Annotated in this window: 17 protein-coding genes; 9 read left to right on the forward strand and 8 right to left on the reverse strand. The window is 70.7% G+C overall.

Annotated elements, in window-relative coordinates; all coding sequences use genetic code 11:
- Positions 1-14: 14 nt before the first annotated feature.
- The 8 genes from IOD14_RS23205 to IOD14_RS23240 all read left to right on the forward strand — a co-directional run bounded on the left by IOD14_RS23205 (position 15) and on the right by IOD14_RS23240 (position 10,909).
- Positions 15-920 carry an amidohydrolase family protein gene (locus IOD14_RS23205; RefSeq protein WP_212671400.1) on the forward strand — a complete coding sequence of 302 codons (906 nt, stop codon included), beginning with the start codon at positions 15-17 and terminating at the stop codon, positions 918-920.
- 103 nt (positions 921-1,023) lie between these two features.
- Positions 1,024-2,067: an alcohol dehydrogenase catalytic domain-containing protein gene (locus IOD14_RS23210; protein WP_212671401.1), complete on the forward strand. Its 1,044-nt coding sequence runs from the start codon at positions 1,024-1,026 to the stop codon at positions 2,065-2,067.
- On the forward strand, positions 2,064-2,825 hold the full coding sequence (locus tag IOD14_RS23215) for an SDR family oxidoreductase (protein WP_123986742.1): 762 nt from the start codon (positions 2,064-2,066) through the stop codon (positions 2,823-2,825). Before IOD14_RS23210 ends, IOD14_RS23215 begins: the two co-directional genes overlap by 4 nt.
- A complete protein-coding gene (eda, locus tag IOD14_RS23220) occupies positions 2,822-3,451 on the forward strand; it encodes a bifunctional 4-hydroxy-2-oxoglutarate aldolase/2-dehydro-3-deoxy-phosphogluconate aldolase (RefSeq protein WP_212671402.1) in 630 nt (209 codons plus the stop codon). Before IOD14_RS23215 ends, eda begins: the two co-directional genes overlap by 4 nt.
- Entirely contained in the window at positions 3,448-4,485 is a 1,038-nt protein-coding gene (locus IOD14_RS23225) for a sugar kinase (protein ID WP_212671403.1), read from the forward strand. Before eda ends, IOD14_RS23225 begins: the two co-directional genes overlap by 4 nt.
- Positions 4,486-4,519: 34 nt before the next feature.
- Positions 4,520-5,530 (forward strand): aldo/keto reductase, encoded by a 1,011-nt coding sequence (locus IOD14_RS23230; RefSeq protein ID WP_212671404.1) that lies wholly within the window; start codon positions 4,520-4,522, stop codon positions 5,528-5,530.
- Positions 5,531-5,582: 52 nt separating this feature from the next.
- Positions 5,583-8,720, forward strand: coding sequence for an RICIN domain-containing protein (locus IOD14_RS23235; RefSeq protein WP_212671405.1), 3,138 nt, complete (start codon positions 5,583-5,585; stop codon positions 8,718-8,720).
- Between the two features lie 137 nt (positions 8,721-8,857).
- Positions 8,858-10,909 carry a family 43 glycosylhydrolase gene (locus IOD14_RS23240; RefSeq protein ID WP_212671406.1) on the forward strand — a complete coding sequence of 684 codons (2,052 nt, stop codon included), beginning with the start codon at positions 8,858-8,860 and terminating at the stop codon, positions 10,907-10,909.
- 73 nt (positions 10,910-10,982) lie between these two features.
- On the opposite strand, the gene IOD14_RS23245 is transcribed toward IOD14_RS23240, so the two are convergent.
- Complete coding sequence (locus IOD14_RS23245; protein WP_212671407.1) at positions 10,983-13,676, reverse strand: RICIN domain-containing protein; 2,694 nt, start codon at positions 13,674-13,676, stop codon at positions 10,983-10,985.
- Between the two features lie 333 nt (positions 13,677-14,009).
- Between IOD14_RS23245 and IOD14_RS23250 the strand changes: the two genes are divergently transcribed.
- On the forward strand, positions 14,010-16,436 hold the full coding sequence (locus tag IOD14_RS23250; RefSeq protein ID WP_212671408.1) for a SpoIIE family protein phosphatase: 2,427 nt from the start codon (positions 14,010-14,012) through the stop codon (positions 16,434-16,436).
- A gap of 18 nt (positions 16,437-16,454) precedes the next feature.
- Here the strand turns inward: IOD14_RS23250 and larE are convergent, their stop codons facing one another.
- Genes larE through IOD14_RS23285 form a run of 7 tightly spaced genes read right to left on the reverse strand, consistent with a single transcriptional unit; the run spans position 16,455 to position 23,226 of the window.
- Positions 16,455-17,273 (reverse strand): ATP-dependent sacrificial sulfur transferase LarE, encoded by an 819-nt coding sequence (gene larE, locus IOD14_RS23255; RefSeq protein ID WP_212671409.1) that lies wholly within the window; start codon positions 17,271-17,273, stop codon positions 16,455-16,457.
- Positions 17,266-18,450 carry a nickel pincer cofactor biosynthesis protein LarC gene (gene larC, locus IOD14_RS23260; RefSeq protein WP_212671410.1) on the reverse strand — a complete coding sequence of 395 codons (1,185 nt, stop codon included), beginning with the start codon at positions 18,448-18,450 and terminating at the stop codon, positions 17,266-17,268. Before larC ends, larE begins: the two co-directional genes overlap by 8 nt.
- Positions 18,447-19,154 (reverse strand): nickel pincer cofactor biosynthesis protein LarB, encoded by a 708-nt coding sequence (gene larB / locus IOD14_RS23265; RefSeq protein ID WP_123986751.1) that lies wholly within the window; start codon positions 19,152-19,154, stop codon positions 18,447-18,449. Before larB ends, larC begins: the two co-directional genes overlap by 4 nt.
- Entirely contained in the window at positions 19,151-20,431 is a 1,281-nt protein-coding gene (gene larA, locus IOD14_RS23270) for a nickel-dependent lactate racemase (protein WP_123986752.1), read from the reverse strand. The genes larB and larA overlap by 4 nt, the downstream gene beginning before the upstream one ends.
- A complete protein-coding gene (locus tag IOD14_RS23275; RefSeq protein ID WP_123986753.1) occupies positions 20,428-21,330 on the reverse strand; it encodes an amidohydrolase family protein in 903 nt (300 codons plus the stop codon). Before IOD14_RS23275 ends, larA begins: the two co-directional genes overlap by 4 nt.
- 34 nt (positions 21,331-21,364) lie before the next feature.
- Positions 21,365-22,375, reverse strand: a complete 1,011-nt coding sequence (locus IOD14_RS23280; RefSeq protein ID WP_212671411.1) for an aldo/keto reductase — start codon at positions 22,373-22,375, stop codon at positions 21,365-21,367.
- Positions 22,375-23,226, reverse strand: a complete 852-nt coding sequence (locus IOD14_RS23285) for a fumarylacetoacetate hydrolase family protein (protein ID WP_212671412.1) — start codon at positions 23,224-23,226, stop codon at positions 22,375-22,377. Before IOD14_RS23285 ends, IOD14_RS23280 begins: the two co-directional genes overlap by 1 nt.
- Positions 23,227-23,436 lie beyond the last annotated feature (210 nt).

The raw sequence follows: 23,436 nt of genomic DNA on the forward strand, positions 1-23,436 counted from the left end.
ACTTGGATCACCCCGTGAACACATCCGTGCTCGTCGACGCCCACCACCACCTGTGGGACCTCGCGCACCGCCCGCAACCCTGGCTCGACGACCCCGACGTGGCGTCGATCCGCCGCACCTTCACCCCGGACGACCTGCGCGCTACCGCCACCCACCCCATCGCGGGCCGGCGGCTGCGCGGCACGGTGGTCGTCCAGTGCGTCGCGGAGGTCGCCGAGACCGAGGACCTGCTCGCGCTCGCCGAGCGGGAGCCGCTGATCCAAGCTGTGGTCGGCTGGGCAGACCTCACGTCACCGGAGATCGGTGACGTGCTCGACCAGCTGCTCGCCGGGCCGGGCGGCGGCCACCTGCGCTCCCTGCGCCACCTCGTCCAGGGCGAGACGGACCCGAACTGGCTGCAACGCCCCGACGTGGAACGCGGGTTGCGGGCGGCCCGGGAGCGCGGACTGCGCTACGACGTGCTCGTGCGCGCCCACCAGCTCGACCAGGCGATCCGGCTCGCGGAACGCTTCCCCGACCTGCCTCAGGTGCTCGACCACGCGGGCAAGCCGGACATCACCCGACAGGACTTCGCGGACTGGGAACACCGGATGCGGCAGTTGGCCGCGCATCCGCATGTGGTGTGCAAGGTCTCGGGGCTGATCACGGAGGCCGACCACTCTCGCTGGACCACCGCCGACATCAGGCCCGTCTGGGACGTACTGGCCTCCGCCTTCGGCCCCCAGCGGCTGATGTTCGGCTCGGACTGGCCGGTCGCCAACCTGGCGGGGGGCTGGAACCGGTGGGCCACCACCGTGGACGAACTGCTCACCGGCTGGAGCGAGAGCGACATCGAGGCGCTCCTCGCCGGGACCGCCACCGCGTTCTACGGCCTTGCGCCGGTCGCCGGAGAGGGAGACGCAACGGCCCGAACGAGCTGAACACACCCCACCGAACATCGCGCCGAACCCGCGCAGCACACATCACCACGGATGCCGAGTCCTCGGCATCCGCCTCCGGTCTGCGCCGAAGGGACCCTGCCCCGTGACACTCGCGACTCGTTATCTGTCCGCCCGCACCCTCGACACCGCACCCGTCACCAGCACACCGCCGGGCCCCGGCGAGGTGGAGCTGGCCCCCGCCTACGTCGGTATCTGCGGCACCGACCTGCACATCTTCCACGGAGACATGGACACGCGGGTCGCGGCGCCCGCCGTCCTCGGGCACGAGATGGCCGGCCGTGTCGTCCGAGTTGGCCCCGACGTCGAGGACTGGGCACCCGGTGACGCGGTCACCGTGATGCCGCTGCGCTGGGACGACACCTGCCCGGCCTGCCGCAACGGCCACCAGCACATCTGCCAGCACCTCGACTTCATCGGCATCGACTCCCCCGGCGCCATGCAGCAGCGCTGGACCGTGCCCGCCTCCACTCTCATACAGCTGCCCGACTCCCTCCCCCTGGACCGGGCCGCCCTCGTCGAGCCCACCGCGGTCGCCGTGCACGACGTCGGCCGGGCCCAAGTACGCGACGGCGAGCGGGTCGTCGTGGTCGGCGGCGGCCCGGTCGGCGTCCTGATCGCGCTGGTGGCCCGGGCCGCCGGAGGGGACGTCCGGGTGGTGGAACTGAGCGCCCACCGGCGGCTGCTCGCCGAGGAGTTGGGGCTGACCGTGTGGGATCCGGCCGCCGACGACCTGGCCGAGCTGGTCGGGCAGTGGACCGGCGACGCGGGGGCGGACGTCGCCTTCGAGGTGTCCGGCGCCGCGGGAGGCGTGGACACCGCGGTCGAGGTGCTCGGCGTGCGCGGCCGGCTGTGCCTGGTCGCGATCCACTCCCGGCCCCGCGAGGTGAACCTGCACCGCTTCTTCTGGCGTGAACTCACCCTCGTCGGGGCCCGGTTGTACGACCGCTCCGACTTCGAGAAGGCGGTGGCGCTGGTCGCCGACGGCACGATCCCGGCCGACCGGCTGATCAGCAAAATCGTGCCGCTCACCCAGGCTCCGGCCGCGTTCGAGGCGCTGGAGGGCGGCGGAAACGTGATGAAGATCCTGGTGGACTGCACCGACGAGGCCCAGGAGGCCGCCGTATGAACGCCTTCGACCTCACCGGACGGCTCGCCGTCGTCACCGGCGCCCGGCGCGGGATAGGCCGGGCCATGGCCCGCGCGCTCGCCGAGGCCGGCGCGGACGTCATCGGGGTGAGCGCCTCGCTGGAGGAGTCCGGCAGCGCGGTGGAGAAGGACGTCACCGCCGCGGGGCGCAGCTTCGAGGCGATCCGAGCCGACTTCGCCGACCCCGAGGCCGTCCGGGAACTGGGCGCGGACCTGGCGGGCCGGAAGCGTCAGGTGGACATCCTGGTCAACAACGCGGGCACGATCCGCCGGGCGCCCGCAGCCGAACACACCGATGCCGACTGGGACTTGGTGCTCCAGGTCAATCTCAGCGCCCAGTTCGCGCTGGCCCGCGCGGTCGGCGCGTCGATGGTGGCGCGCGGCCGGGGGAAGGTCATCTTCACGGCTTCCCTCCTGAGCTTCCAGGGCGGCATCACCGTCCCCGGCTACACCGCGGCCAAGCACGGCGTCGCCGGTCTCACAAAGGCACTGGCGAACGAGTGGGCGCCGCACGGCGTCAACGTCAACGCCATCGCGCCGGGCTACATCGCCACCGACAACACCCAGGCACTCCAGGACGACCCGGCGCGCAGCAGGGCGATTCTGGACCGCATCCCGGCCGCGCGGTGGGGCAGCGCCGAGGACCTCGCGGGCGCCACCGTCTTCCTGGCCTCGGACGCGGCGGCGTACGTGCACGGCACCGTCCTCCCGGTCGACGGCGGATGGCTGGGCCGATGACCGCCGACCTCACCCGCCTGCTCGCCGCAGCACGCATCGTGCCGGTCCTGACCGTGCCGGACCCCACCACGGCGGCCCCGCTGGCCCGCGCCCTGGCCGAGGGCGGTGCGCGCTGTGCGGAGGTCACCTTCCGCACCCCGGACGCCGAGCAGGTCGTGAAGGCGATGGCCGACCGGGGCGACCTGGTCGTGGGCGCCGGTACGGTGCTCACCGCCGAGCAGGCGGAGCGGGCCGTGGCGGCCGGGGCGCGCTTCGTCGTCTCCCCCGGCGTGGACCACGAAGTCATCTCCCGATGCAGGGAGTTGGGGGTCCCCGTGCTTCCCGGCGTCGCCACCTCGACGGAAGTGATGAGCGCCCTGCGGGTCGGCCTCGACACGGTCAAGCTGTTCCCCGCCGAGCCGCTCGGCGGTACGGCGATGCTCCGGGCGCTCGCGGCGCCCTTCCCCGGCGTGCGGTTCGTGCCGACCGGCGGGATCGACACCGCCGCCCTGCCCGGCTACCTCAACGAGCCTTCCGTACTGGCGGTGGGCGGCAGCTGGATGGCCGCCCCCGCTCTCCTCGCGAGCGGCGACTACGCGGAGATCCGCCGGCTGACCGCCGACGCGGTGGAGCGGAGCATGCCATGACCGACGTGATCGCCCTCGGCGAGGTCATGCTGCGGTTCGACCCCGGTGAGGGCCGGATCCGCACCGCGCGCAGCTTCCAGGTGTGGGAGGGCGGCGGCGAGTACAACGTCGTACGCGGGCTGCGCCGCTGTTTCGGACTGCGCACCGCCGTGGTCACCGCGCTCGCGGACAACGCGGTCGGACGCCTCGTCGAGGACCTGGTCCTCCAGGGCGGGGTCGACACCTCGATGATCTGCTGGATGCCCGACGACGGCATCGGCCGCAGCGCCCGCAACGGTCTCAACTTCGTCGAACGCGGCTACGGCATCCGCGGCGCGCTCGGTGTCAGCGACCGCGCCCACACCGCCGTCTCCCAACTCCGCAAGGGTGACGTGGACTGGGACACGGTGTTCTCCGCCGGGGCACGCTGGTTCCACACCGGCGGCATCTTCGCGGGCCTGTCGGACACCACCGTCGACGTGGCCGACGAGGCCATGGCCGCCGCGCGGCGGCACGGTGTCACCGTCTCCTACGACCCCAACTACCGACCCAGCCTCTGGGCCGACCGCGGCGGACCGGAACGGGCCCGCGAGACCGACCTGCGCCTCGCCCGACACGCCGACGTCGTGGTGGGCGCCCTCGGCCTGGCCGGCGAGCATCCGGGCGCCGTGCGCTTCTCCGCCGACGAGGTGCCGGACGCCCTGGCCGCCGTGGCCGACCTGCTGCCCGGCGCCAAGGTGCTCGCGACAACCCTGCGCGAGGTGGCCTCGGCGGGCGTGAACGACTGGACCTCCGCGGCCTGGTCCGCCGAGACCGGTCACGTCACCGGCCCCGTCATGCCCGGCCTGCACGTCCTGGACCGCATCGGCTCAGGCGACGGCTTCGCCGCCGGACTGATCCACGGTCTGCTCGCAGGTCACTCACTGGAACGTGCCCTCGCTTACGGCACGGCCCACGGTGCCCTGGTCATGACGACTCCCGGCGACGTCTCGATGGCCACCCTCGCCGAGGTCGAGGCACTCGTCGACGGCGGCTCGGCCCACGTCCGACGCTGACCGGCGTCCCCACCCCTGTCCCCAGGAGCACATCTTGCAGCACCGCAAGATCCAGCACACACCGGTCGCCGTCACCGAACTCGGCTTCGGTGCCTCGGTGATCGGCAACCTCTACCGGCTGACCGAGGCCCATGTCGCCTCGGCCGCCCTCGACACCGCCTGGGACGCAGGCATCCGGTACTTCGACACCGCGCCGCACTACGGCCTCGGCCTCTCCGAACGCCGGCTCGGCGCCGCCCTGCGCGACCGGCCCCGCGAGGAGTACGTCGTCTCGTCCAAAGTGGGCCGCCTCCTGGTCCCCAACGCACATCCGCGGGGCGTCGACGACGAGGGGTTCGTCGTACGGGACGACCTGCGCCGGCAGTGGGACTTCAGCCGAGACGGCGTGCTGCGCTCCCTCGATGAGACCCTGGAACGCACCGGCCTGGACCGCCTCGACATCGTGTACCTCCACGACCCCGACGACCACTGGCGACAGGCCGCCGACGAGGCCATGCCCGCCCTGGCCGAACTGCGCGAGCAGGGCGTCATCGGAGCGATCGGCGCGGGCATGAACCAGTCCGCCATGCTCGCCCGCTTCCTGCGCGAGACCGCCGCCGACGTGGTGATGCTGGCCGGACGCTACACCCTCCTCGACCAGTCCGCCCTGGACGACGTCCTGCCCGCCGCGCAGGCCCACGGCAAGAGCGTCGTCGCCGTCGGCGTCTTCAACTCCGGCCTTCTCTCGAAGGACCGGCCCGCCGAGGGCATGAAGTACGACTACCAGGACGCCCCGACCGACCTGGTGCGGCGGGCCCTGGCCATCGCCGAGGTCTGCGAGCGGTACGGCACCACCCTGCCGGCCGCCGCCATCGCCTTCCCCCGCACGCACCCCGCCGTCGTCAACGTCACCCTCGGCATGCGCACCGCGGAGCAGGTCCGGCGCAACGTCGAACTGCACGCCCGGCGCGTCCCCGACGGGCTCTGGGACGAACTGCGCGCGCAGGGGCTGATCAGGGCCGATGTGCCCACCACGAGCGAGGAGCGGCAACCCCGCCGCTCCTGAACGGCACGGCGGCACCGCAGCCGTCGTCCGCACACATCCTCTGGAGCCGCTCATGTTCACGTTCCCGAATGTCCGCGCCCCGAAGAGGGGCAGACACCCAGCCGCACGCGGCCTGCGCCTCCTCCCGGCAGCGCTCACGATGGCGCTCTCGGCCACCGTGCTGGCCTCCCTCACCACATCGACACCCGCCTCGGCCGCGACCCAGGCCACCTACTACGTGGCCCCCAACGGCAACGACTCCAACGCCGGCACGATCACGGCGCCGTTCAAGACCCTGCAGCACGCCCGGGACGTCGTACGCACGGTCAACGACAGCATGACCGGGGACATCAACGTCTACCTCCGGGGCGGCACCTACCCGGTGAGCAGCACCATCGGCTTCACCTCGGCCGACTCCGGCACGAACGGGCACCGGATCGTGTACTCCGCCTACCAGAACGAGAAGCCGGTCCTGGACGGCGGTGTCCCGGTGAACGGCTGGACACAGCACAGCGGGAACATCTGGAAGGCCACCCTCAACCGCGACAACAAGCTCCGCGCCCTCTACGTCAACGGCAAGCGCGCCGAGATGGCCTCGAAGACGATCAACTCGGCCGGATGCCACGGGACCTACACCGTCACGGCCGGCCAGGCCCCCTGGGCCTGGGAGTCGGGTTCGCAGTGCGACGGGGCCAAGTACAGCCTCTCCGACCTGCCGGCCATCGCGTCCAACCAGAACGACGTCGAGATCAAGTCGGCCACGACCTGGACCACGGCCATCGTGGGCGTCCGGCAGATCACCACGAGCTCGGACGGCGCCAACCGCGTGGCCCTGTTCCAGCAGCCGGGTGCGGCCATCGCCCAGGCACCGCCGTACGGGCCGTTCAAGGCCGGCGGCAGTCACACGTTCATGAACGCGTACGAGTTCCTGGACAAGCCGGGCGAGTTCTACTTCGACAAGACGAATCACACGGTCTACTACTACAAGTCCAGCTCCGAGAACATGAGCACGGCGGATGTCTTCGCGCCGAACAACGTGTCCACCCTTCTCAAGGTCGCCGGCACGTCGAGGACCGATCACGCGCGGAACATCACGTTCTCCGGGCTCACGGTCGAGCACTCCGACTGGAACCTGGTCAATGTCGCGGGCTCCGTCTTCCGGCAGGGAACGCAGGGCAACGCCGGCTCGACCGTGTACGCGAAGCAGAACTTCCACGCGTACACCTACCGCAATGTCGATCTGCCGCCCGCGGCCGTGCAGATCGAGAACGCGGACGGGATCGTCCTGCAGGGCAACACGGTGCAGCACACCGGCGCGGACGGGATCACTCTGGCCAACGATGTGACGGACTCTCAGTTGACCGGCAACGTCACGAACGACATCGCCGGGTCCGCGATCACGGTGGGACACCCCCAGCACGCGTACATCGGGGACTACACCTCGACCAATCACGAGAAGTACCCGGTGGACGTCGAGGGAGTCTGCAAGAACATATCGATCACGGACAACTACCTCTACGACAGCGCGGTGCTGTTCCAGGGCTCCAGCCCGGTGTCGGCGTACTTCGTCGATTCCCTTTCCGTGCAGCACAACCGGATCGAGAAGTCCCCGTGGGCGGGCATCACGCTCGGCTGGGGCTGGTGGAACTTCGACGGTTCGGCGAACTCGATCAATCCCGGGAACCCGACCACCACGGCGAAGAACAACACCGTCAAGTACAACGAGATCTTCGACACGATGCAGGTGCTCGGCGACTCCGCTCCCATCTACACGCTGGGCAGCCAGCCGGGAACGGAGATCAGCAACAACTACATCAAGGGCGTTCCGGCCGGCCACAAGTACGGCCTGCACCCCGATGAGGGCTCCGCCTTCATCAACGAGCACGACAACGTGTTCGACGTCGACCCGGGCCTGGCGTACACCATCAACTCCGGCACCTGGGGCCGCCAGCACGATCTGACCATCACCAACAACTACGGCACCGTCAACAAGATCTTCGACAGGAACGTCCCGAACAGCACGATCCAGGACGTGCGGGGCTACGGGGACAACGTGTGGCCGGCACAGGCGTACAGCATCGCCCTGAACGCGGGTCTGGAGGAGGCCTACAAGAACCTGCTGCCCGCCGCCGTCACCGCTGCGCAGGACTATGCGCTGCCCGCGAGCACGTTCGCCGGCACAGGCGTGATGACCGTCCCGGTGCGCAGCCCCAAGGACGCGACCAAGACGCTGTGGCTGGCTCCCGCCGGTACGACGACGTTCGCCGCCGGTCCCACCATGACCAGCACGAGCGGCACCGCGACGAGCATCCGTGTCCCGCAGACGGCGGGTGACTACCGGCTCTACGTCGTGGACTCCCAGGGCACCGCGTCCCCCGCGTCGAAGGCGCTTGTGCGACAGCGCTGGAACCACGTCGACGACAAGGCCGCGGGCGTGACGTACTCCGGGTCCTGGTCGAACTGGAACGACACGAAGGACGTGAACGGGTCCGAGAAGTTCACGAACACCGCGGGCAACTCCGCCGAGTTCTCGTTCACCGGCACGGGCGTGCGGTACCTCAGCATGACGCAGCCCAACATGGGCAAGGTGGACGTCTACATCGACGGCACCCTGACCCAGGCGGGCATCGACGCCTACGCGCCGACGGTGACGAAGCAGGTGCCGCTGTTCGAGAAGACGAACCTGCCGGCGGGCCCGCACACGATCAAGGTGGTGTGCACGGGGACGAAGAACACCGCCTCCTCCGGCACCGTCTGCGCGCTGGACGCGTTCGCCTCCGTCCGGTTCCCCACGGCGGGCGCCAACTACAAGCTGGTCAACAAGGGCAGCAACAAGGCGATCGATGTGTCGGGCGGATCGCTGACCGCCGGAGCCAACATCATCCAGTGGAGCGACACCGGAGCCGGGAACCAGAACTGGCGCCTCGTCCCGGTGGGTGACGGCAGTTACGAGATCGCCAGCCGGAACAGTGCCCTGCTCATGGACGTCAGCGGTGCATCCACCGCGGACGGCGCGACCATCGTCCAGTCGGCCGACACCAACGCCGCGAACCAGCACTGGACCCTGACCGCCACCGGAAACGGCTACTACGAGATCAAGAACGTGAACAGCGACAAGGTGCTCGACGTGTCCTCGGGCGGCACTCAGCTCGCCCAGAACACGGACACGAGCGCCGACAGCCAGCTGTGGAAGGTCGTCAACGTCGACTGATCCGCGAGGCGAAGGGGTGTGAGGGACGGTGCCGGCCAAACGCGGACCGGCGCCGCCCCTGCGTATCCCCATCACCGCGCATTCGTGTCGAGCAGAACCACCTCACATGCGATGAGGCTTACCAAGGGACGGGACTTGTGGACATCACCAGACGACAACTCGGCCGGCTCGCCGCGGTCGGCACCGGGGCGCTCCTGCTGCCGGGCCTGCTGTCACCGGGCAAGGCAGCGGCGGCCCCGCTGTCGGCCGGCAAGTGGGGCGACCAGGGCGACGGCACCTACGTCAACCCCATTCTCCCGGGCGATTTCAGCGACTGGGACTGCATCCGGGTCGGCGACGACTACTACGGCATCACCAGCACGTTCGGGTACTCGCCCGGCGTGGCCGTGCTGCACTCCAAGGATCTGGTCAACTGGCGCACGCTCGGCGGCGCGGTCGGTGACGTGACCCAGATCGGACCACTGCTGAACTGGGACCGGATGAACCGCTTCGGCCGCGGTGTGTGGGCCGGGGCCATCCGCTACCACGCGGGGCGGTACTGGGTGTACTTCAACACCCCCGACGAGGGCTTCTTCATGACCTCGGCCCCCTCGCCGTCCGGGCCGTGGGATCCGCTGACGGCGGTGTGGCGGACCTCCGGCTGGGACGACCCGTGCCCGTTCTGGGACGACGACGGACAGGGCTACCTGGTCACCAGTCACTACTCGGACGGCTACAAGATCAACCTGTTCAAGCTGTCCGCGGACGGCAAGTCGCTGGTCGGCTCGCCCACGGTCATTCACCAGTCGTCCGGCAGCGAGGCAAACAAGCTGTACAAGATCAACAACCTCTACTACCACCTGTACAGCGAGGTGAAGTCCGAGGGCCGGGTGCTGATGATGAACCGCAGCTCCAACCTCTACGGCCCCTACGAGACCAAGCAGCTCGAGCACGTCAACGGCTCGGTGGACCGCGAGCCCAATCAGGGTGGCCTGGTGCAGACCCCCGACGGCACCTGGTACTTCGTCACCCACCACGGCCGCGGCGACTGGGAGGGGCGTCCGCTGTCCCTTCTGCCGGTGACCTGGGTGGACGGCTGGCCGATCCTGGGCCAGGTGGGCGCGGACGGCATCGGCAACATGGTGTGGACCGGCCAGGTCCCCGCAGGCGGCACCCCGGGTCTGCCCCTGGATGCCCTGCCTCCGGTGGTGACCAGCGACCTGTTCACCGACACCAGCATCAAGCCGCAGTGGGAGTGGTACTACCAGCCTCGTGCGGACCACTGGTCCCTGACCGAACGCCCCGGCTACCTCCGACTCAAGGCGTTCGCCCCGCTGGCGACCGACAACCTGACCAAGGTCGGCAACACTCTCACCCAACGGGTGCTGCGCACCGCGGGCGGCGCGACGGTGACCGTCCGCCTCGAGCTGGCCGGCCTCGCCGACGGCCAGCACGCCGGACTGTGCCACTACGCGGGCAGCTACGCAGGCTTGGGCGTCCGCCGCTCCGGGACCACCACCACGATCGCGCACAACTCCGGCGGCACCCTGACCAATGGCCCGGTGATCACGCAGAACGCCGTGTGGCTGCGCACCACCTGGGACGTCAACGGAGTCAGCCAGTTCTCCTACAGCCTCGACGGCACCACGTACACCGCCTTCGGCGGCACCTACCAGCTCACCTGGGGCGGATACCGCGGCGACCGGGTCGGCCTGTACACCTACAACCCGAACAACACCGGCTACGTCGACGTGGACTCGGTGCAGTACAGCATCGCGCCCGCCCGGACGTACAAGTGCGTGAGCGTGCGCAGCGGCAAGGTCGCCGACGTCTCCGGTGGGTCGTCCGCGGACGGCGCCGGCCTGATCCAGTGGCGCGACACCGGCGCAGCCAACCAGCACTGGACCTTCCAGTCCACCGGAGACGGCTACCACACCATCACCTGCGTCCGTAGCGGCAAGGTCCTCGACGTATCAGGCTCCTCGACCGCGGACGGCGCACGGATCGTGCAGGCGACCGCCGACGGCCGGACCAGCCAGCAATGGCAGTTGCGTCCACTGACCGGTGGCGCGTTCACCATGGTCAACCGCAACAGCGGCAAGGTGCTCGATGTCAGCGGAGGCAGTACGGCCGACGGTGCCGCACTGATCCAGTTCACCGACCGCGGCAGCACCAACCAGCAGTGGACGTTCTCCCGCGTCACCAACTAGCTCGCGGCGGCGGGGCCGGAAAGCCATGGCTTTCCGGCCCCGCCGTCTTTCCGACCCTTGCCGCGTCATCCAGTCACTGGATCGTCCATGCCTGGTTCGACTGGTTCAGCGCCATCCACTGATCGATCGCGGCTCCGTTGGCCGTCGAGCCTCCGCCGACCTCCAGGACCTGCTTGGTCTCGAAGTTGCGGATGACGTATCCGCCGGTGGTCGGCTCGAAGTACCACAGTTGGTTGTTGCCGCCGTTGTAGGCGTATTGCTGAAGGTCGGTCCCTCTGTAGTGAGTTGCGCCGTTGATGTCGAGGGCCTTGCCGCTGTTCCTGTTCACGATCTTGTAGAGCTGGCCGCTGACCGGGACGATGTTCCACTGCTGGTTGGTGCCGCCGTTGGCCGGCCACTGGACGACGCTACCGCCGTCGGCGGTGGAGGCCTGGTAGACGTCCGCCAGCTGGCCGCTGTTGACGTTCTTGATGGTGTAGTACGTCGACGGGTTGACGTTCGGTGTGCCGGTCGCGTCCTCCAGCGCACCGCCGGCCTGCTGCACGCTGAAGTCGGAGAAGAAGAAGTAGGCGCCGTCGGTCTTGGCGACCCGCACGTAACGGAACTTCTGGCGGACGTCGATGTTCCCCGTCAGCGTGGAGGCCATCGGCAGCGTAGTGGCGCCCTGGCGCCCCAGCACGGTGTAGCCGGCGAACGACGGGTCGTTCGAGGCGCGGATCTCGAAGTTGCTGCGCGTCTCGGGCTGGTCCATGTCCTGGCGCATCGTCAGGGAGTACTGGCCGAGCTGGTAGGCCTGGCCGAGGTCGACCTGCCACCAGGCGGAGGTGTCGGTCCCGGTCGGCGACCAGCCGGTGGAGCTGTCGTTGTCATTGCCCTTGGACGCCGCCACACCCGAGTTCAGGACCGTGGACGCGGTCGCCGGCTTGTTGTAGGCGAGGTTGAGCTTCGCCGACAGGGATTGGTACGCGGGCTCCAGCCCGGAGGCCTGGATCACCGAGGTGCCCGAGGTCGCGTTGCCGGACAGCGTCACATTGCTGCCGTTGGCGTTCTGGTTGATGAAACCGTCCGTGTGCGACAGCACGTTGTTGGAGAGGGTCATGTTGTTGGAGCCCTCGTCCATGTAGAGGCCCGCCACCGCGGAGCCGCAGGCTGCCGGTCCCCGGACCACGTCGTGCACGTAGTTGCCGTTGATGACGGTGCCCGGGTCGTTGGAGAGGTGGTAGATGCCGGCGGTGTCGCACAGCCGGTTCACCACGTTGCCGATCCGGTTGTAGCTGATGCTGTTGTTGCCCTCGGCGTTGGCCGCGGACTGCCAGCCCCAGCCGAGCGAGATGCCGGCCCACGGGGCGTCGCTGATGTCGTTGTGGTTGATGGTGGTGCTGTTGACGAAGCCCGCGTTGATGCCGGCGGTGCCCAGGTAGTCCTCGCCGATCCGTGTGATCAGGTTGTTGTTGACGGTGACGTTCTTGACGACCTCGCGGGCGTCCTCACCGGCCGGGGACGTGGGCGGGTTGTAGACGGTGTGGTACTCGACCGTGGGGTCGGAGAACTTGCCCACCATGATGCCGTTGCCCGCGATGTCGTACACGACGTTGCCGGTCACGCTGCTGTCGTGGACGCCGTGGTGCAGGTCGAGTGCGGTGGCCCCCATCTGCGTGAAGCTGTTCCCGGTGAAGGAGACGCGGTCGGCGTCCGCGACGTGGACCCCGGCCGGCGGGCGGTCGACGTACTGGTGGTTCGAGGAGTCGGCAGAGAGGTTGAAGTTGCCGCCCTGGCCGTTGAGCAGACCGTTGTCGGTCGCTTCCATCCAGGTGGTCTGGGTGAAGGTGATGCCGGAGAAGCGCAGGTCGTGGACCGGGGCGTCGAGGCTGGTGCCCTTGACCTCCACGAGCGTGGGCAGGGTGGGTGCCTGCACTGTCGCGGTGGACATGTCCTCACCGGAGCGCGGCTTGTAGTAGACCGTCTGCGCGGCCGTGTCGACGTAGAACTCGCCGGGCTCGTTGAGGAACTCGTGGGCGTTCTCGAAGTGCAGCGGGGAGCCGCTGGACAGGACCGGGAAGGGCCGCTGGAAGAGGATGCCCGCCTCGTGGTCCTGGATGGACACGTTGGCCGTGCCGCCCGCGGTGGTAAACGACTTCAGCCGCAGGTAGTTCTCCGCCCACTGCAGTTCGAGGACCATCTCGGTCCGGCTGAGGTTGCTCCAGTTGGAGATCTGCGAACTGAGCACCTGCAGAAGCTTGTTGGTCTTGTCGCTGCCCTGGAGCTGGAAGTCCGAGCCCAGGTCGGGGTACCGCGCGCGGGTGGCGCGCACTCCGTTGACGTACAGCTGACGGAAGTTCAGGCTGCCCACCGACGCCTTGTACTCGCCGTTGCCGACTGCGGTCCAACCGGTGATCGTCCTGCCGCTGCCGATCACGGGGGTCTCGCCGTTGTATGCCTGGTAGACGACCGTGTGGCCGTTCGTGCCGGAGTCGCTCGTGCCCAGCGTGATCGGGCTGTTGAGGTTGTAGGTGCCGCCGCGCAGGTTCACGACGATGTCACTGGACATGTTCGCGTTCGACGCGCGGACTGCGGCCTGGGCCGCCTGGATGGTCTTGAAAGCGGCGGCGGTGCTGGTTCCGGAGTTGCTGTCGCTGCCGCCGGTGGGGTCGACGTAGAAGTTTGTCGTGGCCGCTTGTGCCGACTGGGCCGGCACCACGGTCGCGAAGACGACGACTGCGGCCGCGAGTGCCTTGGCCAGTCCGGCGCCTATGCGTAGAGGTCTCATGTGCGGTGTCCTCCTCTGAGCGACGGTGCTCATGAGTTGCATTTATCGGGGCTGATCACCGTCTGCGTCAAGACGATAAGCAGGCACATTCTGCGCAGGCGTGACACCAACCCTTGCAACGTCCCAGACAGATGCGTTGACCGTCCCGCACAACCCTATGAAGTCGTTAGAATTTGTCGGCACCGAGGAGCAACTATAAGTAGTACTCATTATTTCGCCTGGCGCTGGCGTAGGTTGAGCCGGATGCGCCAAGGCGGGATGCTGGACGCACCGCCCGTGACGCTCGGTGCCGGCGGGTCCGGCGTCGCGGCAGGAACGAGAGTGGGTCCTCCCATGGACAACCAGTCCGCCGTCTCCGGTGCGGCACAGGGCACCGCGGTACCCGAGGACTTCGCGGTCGTCATGGATGCCGAACTGAGAGTCATGGCGTGGAGCGCCGGCGCCCGGGCCCTGCTGGGGCACACGCCGGACGACGTCGTGGGCCGTCCGGCCGCCGACCTGCTCGCCGCGGACCTGCCCCACTCAGCCGGCCGGCACCTGTCCGCCGGGGAGCCCTGGACGAGCGACGTGGCACTGCGCCACCGCGACGGGGACCGGGTCGTCGCACGGCTGCGCGGCACCCCGCTGCCGACCGGTGAGACCCGCCCGCTCTGGCTCGTCACGGGCGCCGCGGTGACGTACGCCTCCGGCCCCAGCACGGCTGACGCCGCCGAACTGTGGGATCTGACGCTCGCGCAGCTCCCGCTGTCCGTCGCCGTCTACGACCGCCGGGCCCGGTTCGTGGCATGCAACCAGGTGATGAGCCGGGCCATGGGCCTGACCAGCGACGAGATGAAAGGTCTCACCCTCACCGAGATCCAGGCGAGTCACGAGCAGATGGACCTTCTCCAGCGGCAGGTCCTGCGCACCGGGGACGCGATCCACAGCGAGCAGCAGCCGAGCCGGGCCCCGGGCGAGGTCCAGGACCATGCCTGGTCCGTCTATCTCACCCCGCTCAAGGACCCGGGCGGCTCGGTGCGGGGCCTGTCGGCCCTGGTGATCGACACCACCGAGCAGTACTGGGCCAGGCGCCGCCTGGAGGCGCTCAACGAGGCCAGCGCGCGCATCGGCAGCACCCTCGACGTGACGCGGACCGCGGAGGAGCTCGCCGAGGTGGCCGTCTCGGGATTCGCCGACTTCGTCGCCGTCGACCTGCTGGAGTCCGTCGTCCGCGGAGACGAACCGGAGCCGGTCTCGCCCACGGGACCGGTCGTCCTGGCCCGCTGCGCCCGCGCTTCGGTGCTCCCGGGGTGCCCTGAGTCCGTGGTGCCGGTGGGCGAGACGATCACCCGGCCCCCGCAATCCCCGGCGGCCTGGGCGCTGCGCACCGGCCGGGGCACCCGGCACCGGATGGGGGACCCGGTGCTGCGCGAGTGGTTGGAGAAGTCCCCGGTTCGCGGCGAGGCGGTGCGCCGGTACGGGATGCACTCGGTCCTGCTGGTGCCGCTGCGGGCCCGTGGCGTCACCCTGGGCCTGGTGTACCTGGTCCGGCACCGCACGCCTGAGGTCTTCAACGACGACGACCTGCTGCTGGCCGAGGAGATCGCCACGAGGGCGGCCGTGAGCATCGACAACGCCCGCCGCTACACCCAGGAACGCCGGACCGCGCTCGCCCTCCAGCGCAGCCTGCTGCCCGAGCGCTTGCCCACCGCCACGGCGGTGGACCTCGCCTACCGGTACCTGCCGGCCGGATCCGCGAGCGGGGTCGGCGGCGACTGGTTCGACGTCATCCCCCTGTCCGGAGGACGTGTCGCGCTGGTGGTGGGTGACGTGGTGGGACACGGCATCCACGCCTCGGCGACGATGGGCCGCCTGCGCACCGCCGTGCGCACACTCGCCGACGTCGATCTCGCCCCCGACGAGCTGCTCACCCAGCTCGACGACCTCGTCGTCCGGCTCGACCGGGAGGAGGGGCCCGACGCGCGGGGATCGACGGGCGGGGCATCGGGAGAGGTGGGTGCCACCTGCCTGTACGCCGTCTACGACCCGGTCTCCTGCACCTGCCGCCTGGCCCGCGCGGGACATCCGCCGCCGGCCCTGGTGGCCCCGGACGGAACCGTCCGGTTCCTCGACCTGCCCGCCGGGCCGCCTCTGGGGGTGGGGGGCCTGCCGTTCGAAGCCGTGGAGGTCGAACTGCAGGAGGGCAGTGTGCTCGCCCTCTACACGGACGGGTTGATCGAGGCTGCCGACCGGGACATCGACAGGGGGCTCGGCCTGCTGAGGGACGCGCTGAGCCACCCGCCGGCCGGCCTGGAGGCCATCTGCGATCAGGTGGTCCGCAAGGTGATACCCGCCGCTCCCGCCGACGACATCGTGCTGCTCCTGGCCCGGACGTCCGCGCTCGACGCCGACCGGGTGCACACCTGGCGGCTGCCCACGGATCCCGCCCTCGTCGCCGGGGCCCGCCGGATGGCAAGCGATCAGCTGACCGCGTGGGGGCTGGACGAGCTGGCCTTCGCCACCGAACTGATCGTCAGCGAACTGGTCACCAACGCCATCCGCTACGGCACCGCGCCCATCGAGCTGCGCCTCCTGCGCGGCGACTCGCTCATCTGCGAGGTCTCCGACGGCAGCAACAGCGCCCCGCACCTGCGGCGGGCCCGCTCCTTCGACGAGGGCGGGCGCGGACTCCTGCTCGTCGCCCAGCTCGCGGAGCGCTGGGGCAGCCGCCAGACCCCCTCCGGAAAGACGATCTGGGCGGAGCTGCCGCTGCCGGGTTGAGTTTCCTCAACGCCCCACTCAGGTCTCCATGTTGAGCCGCCCCGACCGGAAGGGCTCGACGTGGTGGGGCAGGTCGGCGTAGCCCGCGCCCGCCAGGGCCAGGGGGATCCCCGGGTGTGCCGCGACGCGGTCCACGAGCCAGGAGTCGATCTCCAGACGGACGGTGTCCCCGAGGTCGCGGACCCTGAGGTCGGTCACGGTAAGACCGGCGTCGGCGAGGAGCGCGCGCACGGCCGTCTCCGCCCGGTCGACGCGGGCCAGGCGGTGCGGGGTGACCTCGATGCCGTAGCGGATCCGGCTGGCCAGGCAGGGAGTTGCCGGCTTGTCCCAGGTCGGCAGTGACCAGGCCCTGCTGAGACGGCGTACGGCCGCCTTGTCCAGTCCGGCGTCGAGGAGCGGGGTGTGGATGCCGCGTTCCCGGCCCGCCCTGATGCCCGGGCGGTGGGGGTCGCGGGCGTCGTCCGCGTTGGTCCCGGTGGCCACCTGCTCGTAGCCGTGCTCGCCGGCGAGGGCGGTGATGGTGTCCAGGACCTCCGACTTGCAGAAGTAGCAGCGGTCGCGGCCGTTGGCCCGGTAGCCGGGGCGTGAGAGTTCCTCGGTGCGCGGCGTCAGATGGACCACTCCCAGGTCTTCTGCCAGCCGCCTGGACCGTGGGAGTTCCTCCGCGGCCAGGCTCTCAGAGACGGCGGTGACGGCCACGACCCGTTCCGCACCCAGGGCCCGTACCGCGGCGGCCAGGACGAGGGCCGAGTCCGCGCCGCCCGAGTAGGCCACGGCGACCGGTCCGATGGCTCCCAAACGGTCCAGCAGGCGCTGTTCGAGTGTCGCGTCAGTCATCGGTCCCGGCCTCCTCGGGCCGGTGGTCGCCGGCCTCGCCGCTCAGTCGCAGTCGCAGCGCACGGGCCGCCACCGCGCGCAGGGGCAGGCCGAGTTGTGCCGCGGCGGCCACGAGGTCCTCGTGTTCGGGCTTGGCCCGGTGGGGGCCGTGTTTGATCCGCACCGGGTGGCCGTCGACGTCGACGGTCTCGAAGCGGCGCGGCAGCGTGGTGCGGGTGGCGGTGAGGCGGCGGACGCCGAGGGTGCCGGTCTCGGCCAGGACGAGGTCGCGCAGTGGCCGTTCGTGCTCGGGGGTGGTGAGCACGTGCAGGATCTGGGCGGGGCGGCCCTTCTTCATCACGGCGGGGGTGGCCCAGGCATCGAGCGCTCCCGTCGCCATCGCGCGGGCGATGGTGTGGCCGAGGATCTCGCCGGTGACGTCGTCGAGGTTGGTCTCCAGGACGACGACGTCCTCCTGCCCGGTGCGGGCCGGTTCCCCGAGGGTGACGGCGGTGACGTTGGCCCGGTCGGGCAGCCGGCGCGTTCCGGCGCCGTATCCCGTGGGCCCGAGGGTCATGGGCGGGGGCGGGCCGTACCTGGTCGCGCAGGCGCGCAGCAGCGCGGCGCCGGTCGGGGTCACCGTCTCCCCCGGCAGATCGGTGCCGGTGACCTCGGCTCCGGCCAGCAGCGCGAGTGTCGCCGGGGCCGGGCAGGGCAGCACGCCGTGGGCCGCGTCGATGCGGCCCCGGCCGAGGGGCAACGGCGAGCTGACGACCTCGGTGACACCGAGGGCGTGCAGGGCCGCGGCGGTGCCGACGATGTCGACCAGGGTGTCGTGGCCGCCCAGTTCGTGCAGATGGACGGCGGCCGGGTCGGCGTTGTGCAGCCTTCCCTCCACCTCCGCCACGGCCGTCACCGCGGCGACCGCGAGGGCCGCGACGGGTTCGGGGGTGGCGCGGGAGGCGAGGTCGACGACCTCCGCCGCGTGTCGCTCGGTGTGGGGGTCCGTGACGTGCACATGGACGCGGGTGGCGGACAGGCCGTGGTCGGTGACGCGTTCGGCGGTGAGTTCCCAGCCGGTGAGGCCGGTGGCGGTGATCGCGGACCGGATACGGTCCAGGGGTGCTCCGGCGTCGATGAGCGCGGCCAGCAGCATGTCGCCGGCCAGGCCCGTGAAGGGGTTGATCCAGCAGATCACCGGGCGCCCCCGCGGTCGTCGGTGCCGCCGCGCGTCCGGGCGATGCGCGTCTGGGCGATGCGGTGGACCGCCATCGCGGCCGAGAAGCCGGAGTCGATGTTGACCACGCTCACCCCGGCGGCACAGGAGGCGTGCATGGCGAGCAGCGCGGTGACGCCCTCCAGCGAGGCGCCGTAGCCGGTGGAGACGGGGACGGCGACGACCGGCGCCCGCACCAGGCCGCCGACGACACTGGCGAGGGCACCTTCCATGCCGGCCACGACGATCACCGCGTCCGCGGCCCGGAGTTGGTCCCGGACCTGCAGGACCCGGTCGAGCCCCGCCACGCCGACGTCGTGGACGGCGCTGGTGTCCAGACCGACGGCCGAGGCCACGGCCATGGCCTCGGCGGCGACCGGCCGGTCGGACGTACCCGCCGCGGCGACTAGGACGGAGAACTCCCCGGTGGCGGCAGGGCGCCACAGCAGCAGCCGGGCCTCGGCGTCGTACGCTCCGCCGTCCACGGACGTCAGGACGGCCTCGGCGGTCTCCGGCCCGACGCGTGTGACGAGGACCGGGCCGGTGTTGTGCGCCAGGAGCCCGGTGACGATGCCGGTGATCTGCTCCGGGGTCTTGCCGGGCCCGTACACGACCTCGGGCAGCCCCTGGCGGGCCTCGCGGTCCAGGTCGACGCGGGCGAAGCCCAGGTTCAGCACCTCGCTCATGACCGCCCCCCGTCGATGTACGGGATGGTCTGCGGGCCTTCGGGCAGAACGCACACCCTGGCCCCCGGACCCGCCGCGGCCAGGGCGTCGGCGACGGTGGCCGAGATGTCCCGCGTCTGTTCCAGATGGGCGGTGGCCAGATCGGCGTCGCTGAGGAATCCGGTGTGCACGACCACCCGGCTGCCGGACTGGATACGTGCCTGGATCTGCACCTGCCACTGGTCGGGCACGGTCTCGGTGCGGGCGCTGATGTCGTCGAACAGCGCCCGCGGCGAGGCGGCGGAGGCCAGGACCTCGCGGTAGGAGCCGTGGTCGGGGAAACCGTCGCGGCACTCGGCGGCGCAGACGATCGTCCCGCCGGGGCGGACCACCTGGTAGGCGGCGGACATGCCCTTGACGGCTTGATAGAGGTTCTGGTCCAGCGGAAAGCCGGAGTTGGTGGTGACGACGACGTCGAACGGCGCCGGGACCGGGCGCATCGCCATGCGCTTGGCCGCGGCGGTGGCGGCCGCGTGCATCGCCGGCAGATCACCGCCGAACGCGGCCACGATGTCCTTGTCCCGGTTGAGCACCACGTCCAGGGCGAAGGTCACGCCGGTGGCCTCGGCGATGGCGCGTACGTCGTCGTGGACCGGGTTGCCGTGGATGACGCCCCAGGTGGCGCGCGGGTCCCCGATGCGGGCGGCGTCGTGCAGGACGAGGACGGTCTCCAGGGCCGCGAGGCCGGGGGCGACGAGCTTGGGACCGCCGGAGAAGCCGGCGAAGAAGTGCGGTTCGACGAAGCCGGTGGTGATGCGGACGTCGGCCTCGACCCACTCCCGGTTCAGCCACACCGGCACGTCCTTGCCGTAGGTGCCCATCCAGGTCAGTTGCCCGGCGTCGCGGGCGTCGTGGTTGACGATCCGGACGCTGTCCACGACCTCGTCGCCGAACATCGCGCGCAGCTCGGCCTCGCTGTTGCCCCGGTGGGTGCCGGTGGCGACGAGGATGACGACGTCCTCCAGGCGGACGATGCCGTCGAGTTCGTCGAGGACGGCCGGGATCATCAGGTGGCGGGGCTGGGGGCGGGTGCCGTCACAGGCCGAGATCGCCACCGTCTGCCCCGGCCTGACCCGCTCCCGCAGCGGCGGTCCGGCGACCGGCGCGCGCAGGGCCGTACGGAGTACCGCCGACTGGTCCGCGGCGGCCTCGTGGTGGACGGGTTCGACGACGGTCGCCGCCCTCGGGTCCACGTCGATGTCGAGTCCCGACTGCCCGTAGGCGAGACGTACTTTCACGGGGCTTCCTCACGCAGTCTTTCCAGGGGGAGTCGGTAGGCGCGGGCCGCCGTGCCGCCGAAGACCTCGGCGCGTTCGGCGGCGCTCAGCGCGGACGTCAGTTCCTCGGTGGTGCGGACGACCTGCCGGTAGGAGGCGGCCAGCAGGCACACGGGCCAGTCGGAGCCGAACATGACCCGGGACGGACCGAAGGCGTCGAGCACGACGTCGGCGTAGGGGCGCAGGTCGTCCGTGGTCCAGGTCCGGCAGTCGGCCTCGGTGACCATCCCGGACAGCTTGCAGAACACGTTCGGCTCGGCGGCCAGTTCCCTGACCCGTGCGGCCCAGGGTTCCAGTTCTCCCGAGGCGATGGGCGGCTTGGAGACGTGGTCCAGCACGAAGGTCAGCTCGGGCAGCGCCCGTACGGTGGCGAGGGCCGCGGGCAGCTGGTGCGGCACGGTGAGCAGGTCGTAGACCAGGTTCGCGTCCGCCACCGCGCCAAGACCCCGCCGGACGTCCGGCCGGTTCAGCCAGGCGGGGTCCGCCTCCGCCTGCACCAGATGCCGTATGCCGACGAGGAGTTCACCGCCGGGGCCCCTGCGCAGGGCGTCCAACGAGTCGGCCACGTCCTCCGCGGTGAGGTCCGCCCAGCCGACGACGCCCGCGACCAGGTCCGAGGAGGCCGCCAGGGTCAGGAACTCCGCGGTCTCCTCCGCATCGGGCAGCACCTGGACCAGGATCGTGCGGTCGATGCCGGTGGACGCCGTCTCCGCCGCCAGGTCGTCCAGGGTGAAGTCGCGGTGTACGGGTTCCATGGCGGGGGTGTCGAGCCAGTCGTGCGGGCGTGGGCTCGGGCCCGGCGTGTCCTTGGGCGAGTCCTTCAGGCGCCAGACGTGGTGGTGGGCGTCGATTCCGGTCATCACCCCTCCGTTCCGTGGACGTCGATTCCGGTCATCACCCCTCCGTTCCGAGGGCGTCGAGTTCGTCCCACAGCTCCTGCGGGATCTCCCTGGTGGCGTGGGCCACGTTCTCGCTGACCTCTCGCGGGCTGCGCGCGCCGATCACCACCGAGGTGACCGCGGGATGGCGGTACGGGAACTGCAGCGCGGCGGCGGCCAGCGGTACGCCGTGTGCGGCGCACCGCTCGTCGAGGGCCTGGGCGCGTCGGAGCACGGCCTCGGTCGCCGGGGCGTAGTCGTAGGTGGCGCCGGGCGCGGGGTCGGCGAGGATGCCGCTGTTGAAGACACCGCCGACCAGGACGCCCACCTCGCGCTCGGCGCACAGGGGCAGCAGATCGTCGGCGGCGCCGCGGTCCAGCAGGGAGTAGCGGCCCGCGACGAGCACGCAGTCGAGGTCGGTCTCGCGGACCAGGCGGGTGAGCATCGCGGTCTGGTTCATCCCGGCGCCGATCGCCCGTACGGCTCCTTCGGCACGCAGCCGGGCGAGGGCGGGGTAGGCCCCGCGGACCGCTTCCTCCCAGTGGTCGTCGGGATCGTGGATGAGCACGGTGTCGAAGGCGTCGAGTCCCGAGCGCTCCAGGCTCTCGGCCAGCGAGCGGTACACGCCGGCCGGGCTGTAGTCGCGGACCCGCACCAGCCCCTCGTCGACGTGGAAGGCCTCGTCGCCCGGGGCCGAGTCGCCCGGCACGAGCAGACGGCCGACCTTGGTGGAGACGGTGTACTCCGTGCGCGGGCGTCCGGATCCGGTGAGGAAGCCGCCCAGCCGCCGCTCCGCGAGTCCGGCGCCGTAGTGCGGGGCGGTGTCGAAGTAGCGGATGCCGGCGGACCAGGCCGCGTCGAGCGTGGCGGCGGCCTGCTCGGCGCCGACCGCCGAGAACAGGCCGGCCAGCGGAGCGGTGCCGAGACCCAGGCGGCCGACGGTGACGTCCGAGCGGCCGAGCGGGACCTGTTCGAGGCACCGGGGCAGGTCCGCCCCGGTGCTCCGGTCGAGGTCGGGGGAGGTCATCAGGCCTGTCCGAGGACGTGGCGCTGGCGGCCGAGCCGGTCGATCTCCACCTCGACGACGTCACCTTCGCGCAGGTAGGGGAAGTCGTTGGCGCCGAAGGCGACGCCTGCCGGGGTGCCCGTGTTGATGACGTCACCGGGCTCCAGCACCATGAACTGGCTCAGGTACCACACGACGTGCCGTACGCCGAAGATCATGTTCTTGGTGTGGCCGTCCTGGCGCTGCTCGCCGTTGACCCACAGCCGCATCGCGAGGTCCTGCGGGTCCCCCACCTCGTCGGGGGTGACCAGCCAGGGGCCGAGCGGGTTGAAGGTCTCGCAGGACTTGCCCTTGTCCCACTGTCCGCCCCGCTCGTGCTGGAAGGCGCGCTCGCTGACGTCGTCGGCGACGGCGTAACCGGCGATGACCTCGTCGGCCTCGTCCTCGGAGTCCAGATAGCGTGCGGTGCGGCCGATGACGATCGCGAGTTCGATCTCGTAGTCCGTCTTGAGGCTGGTGCGCGGTATCAGCACGGTGTCGTCGGGGCCGACCACCGTGTCGGCCGCCTTCATGAAGACCACCGGTTCCGCCGGGGGCGGGGTGTCGGTCTCGGCGGCGTGGTCGACGTAGTTGAGGCCGATGCACACGACCTTGCCGGGGCGGGCGACGGGTGCGCCGATCCGCTGTCCGGCGATCTCGATCGGGGGCAGGAGCCCGTCGCCGAGGGCGGTCCGGACTCGGTCGATGCCTCCGTCCGCGAGGAAGGCGCCGTGGATGTCGTCGGTGAGCGGGGTCAGGTCGTGGGCGCCGCCGTCGGCGTCGAGCACGACGGGGCGCTCCAGGCCCGGCGGGCCTACACGCAGCAGTCTCATCGGGTTCTCCAGGGGGTGAGCTGTCGATCGGGGAGGGTCGGGGCGTTCGCCGCGCATCGGCGTCGGCCGGGGGCCGGGCGCCGAGGGGGGCGCTGGTGCGGTGAGGGCGTCGACTGTGGAGTCACGGGCCCTGGGGGGAGAGGCATCGGGGGCAGGGGTCGGGCGTCTGCGGCGGGTTTCAGGCGCGAGGGGCGGCGTTGAAGCATCAGC

The sequence above is a fragment of the Streptomyces sp. A2-16 genome (assembly GCF_018128905.1).
GTDB lineage: Bacteria > Actinomycetota > Actinomycetes > Streptomycetales > Streptomycetaceae > Streptomyces.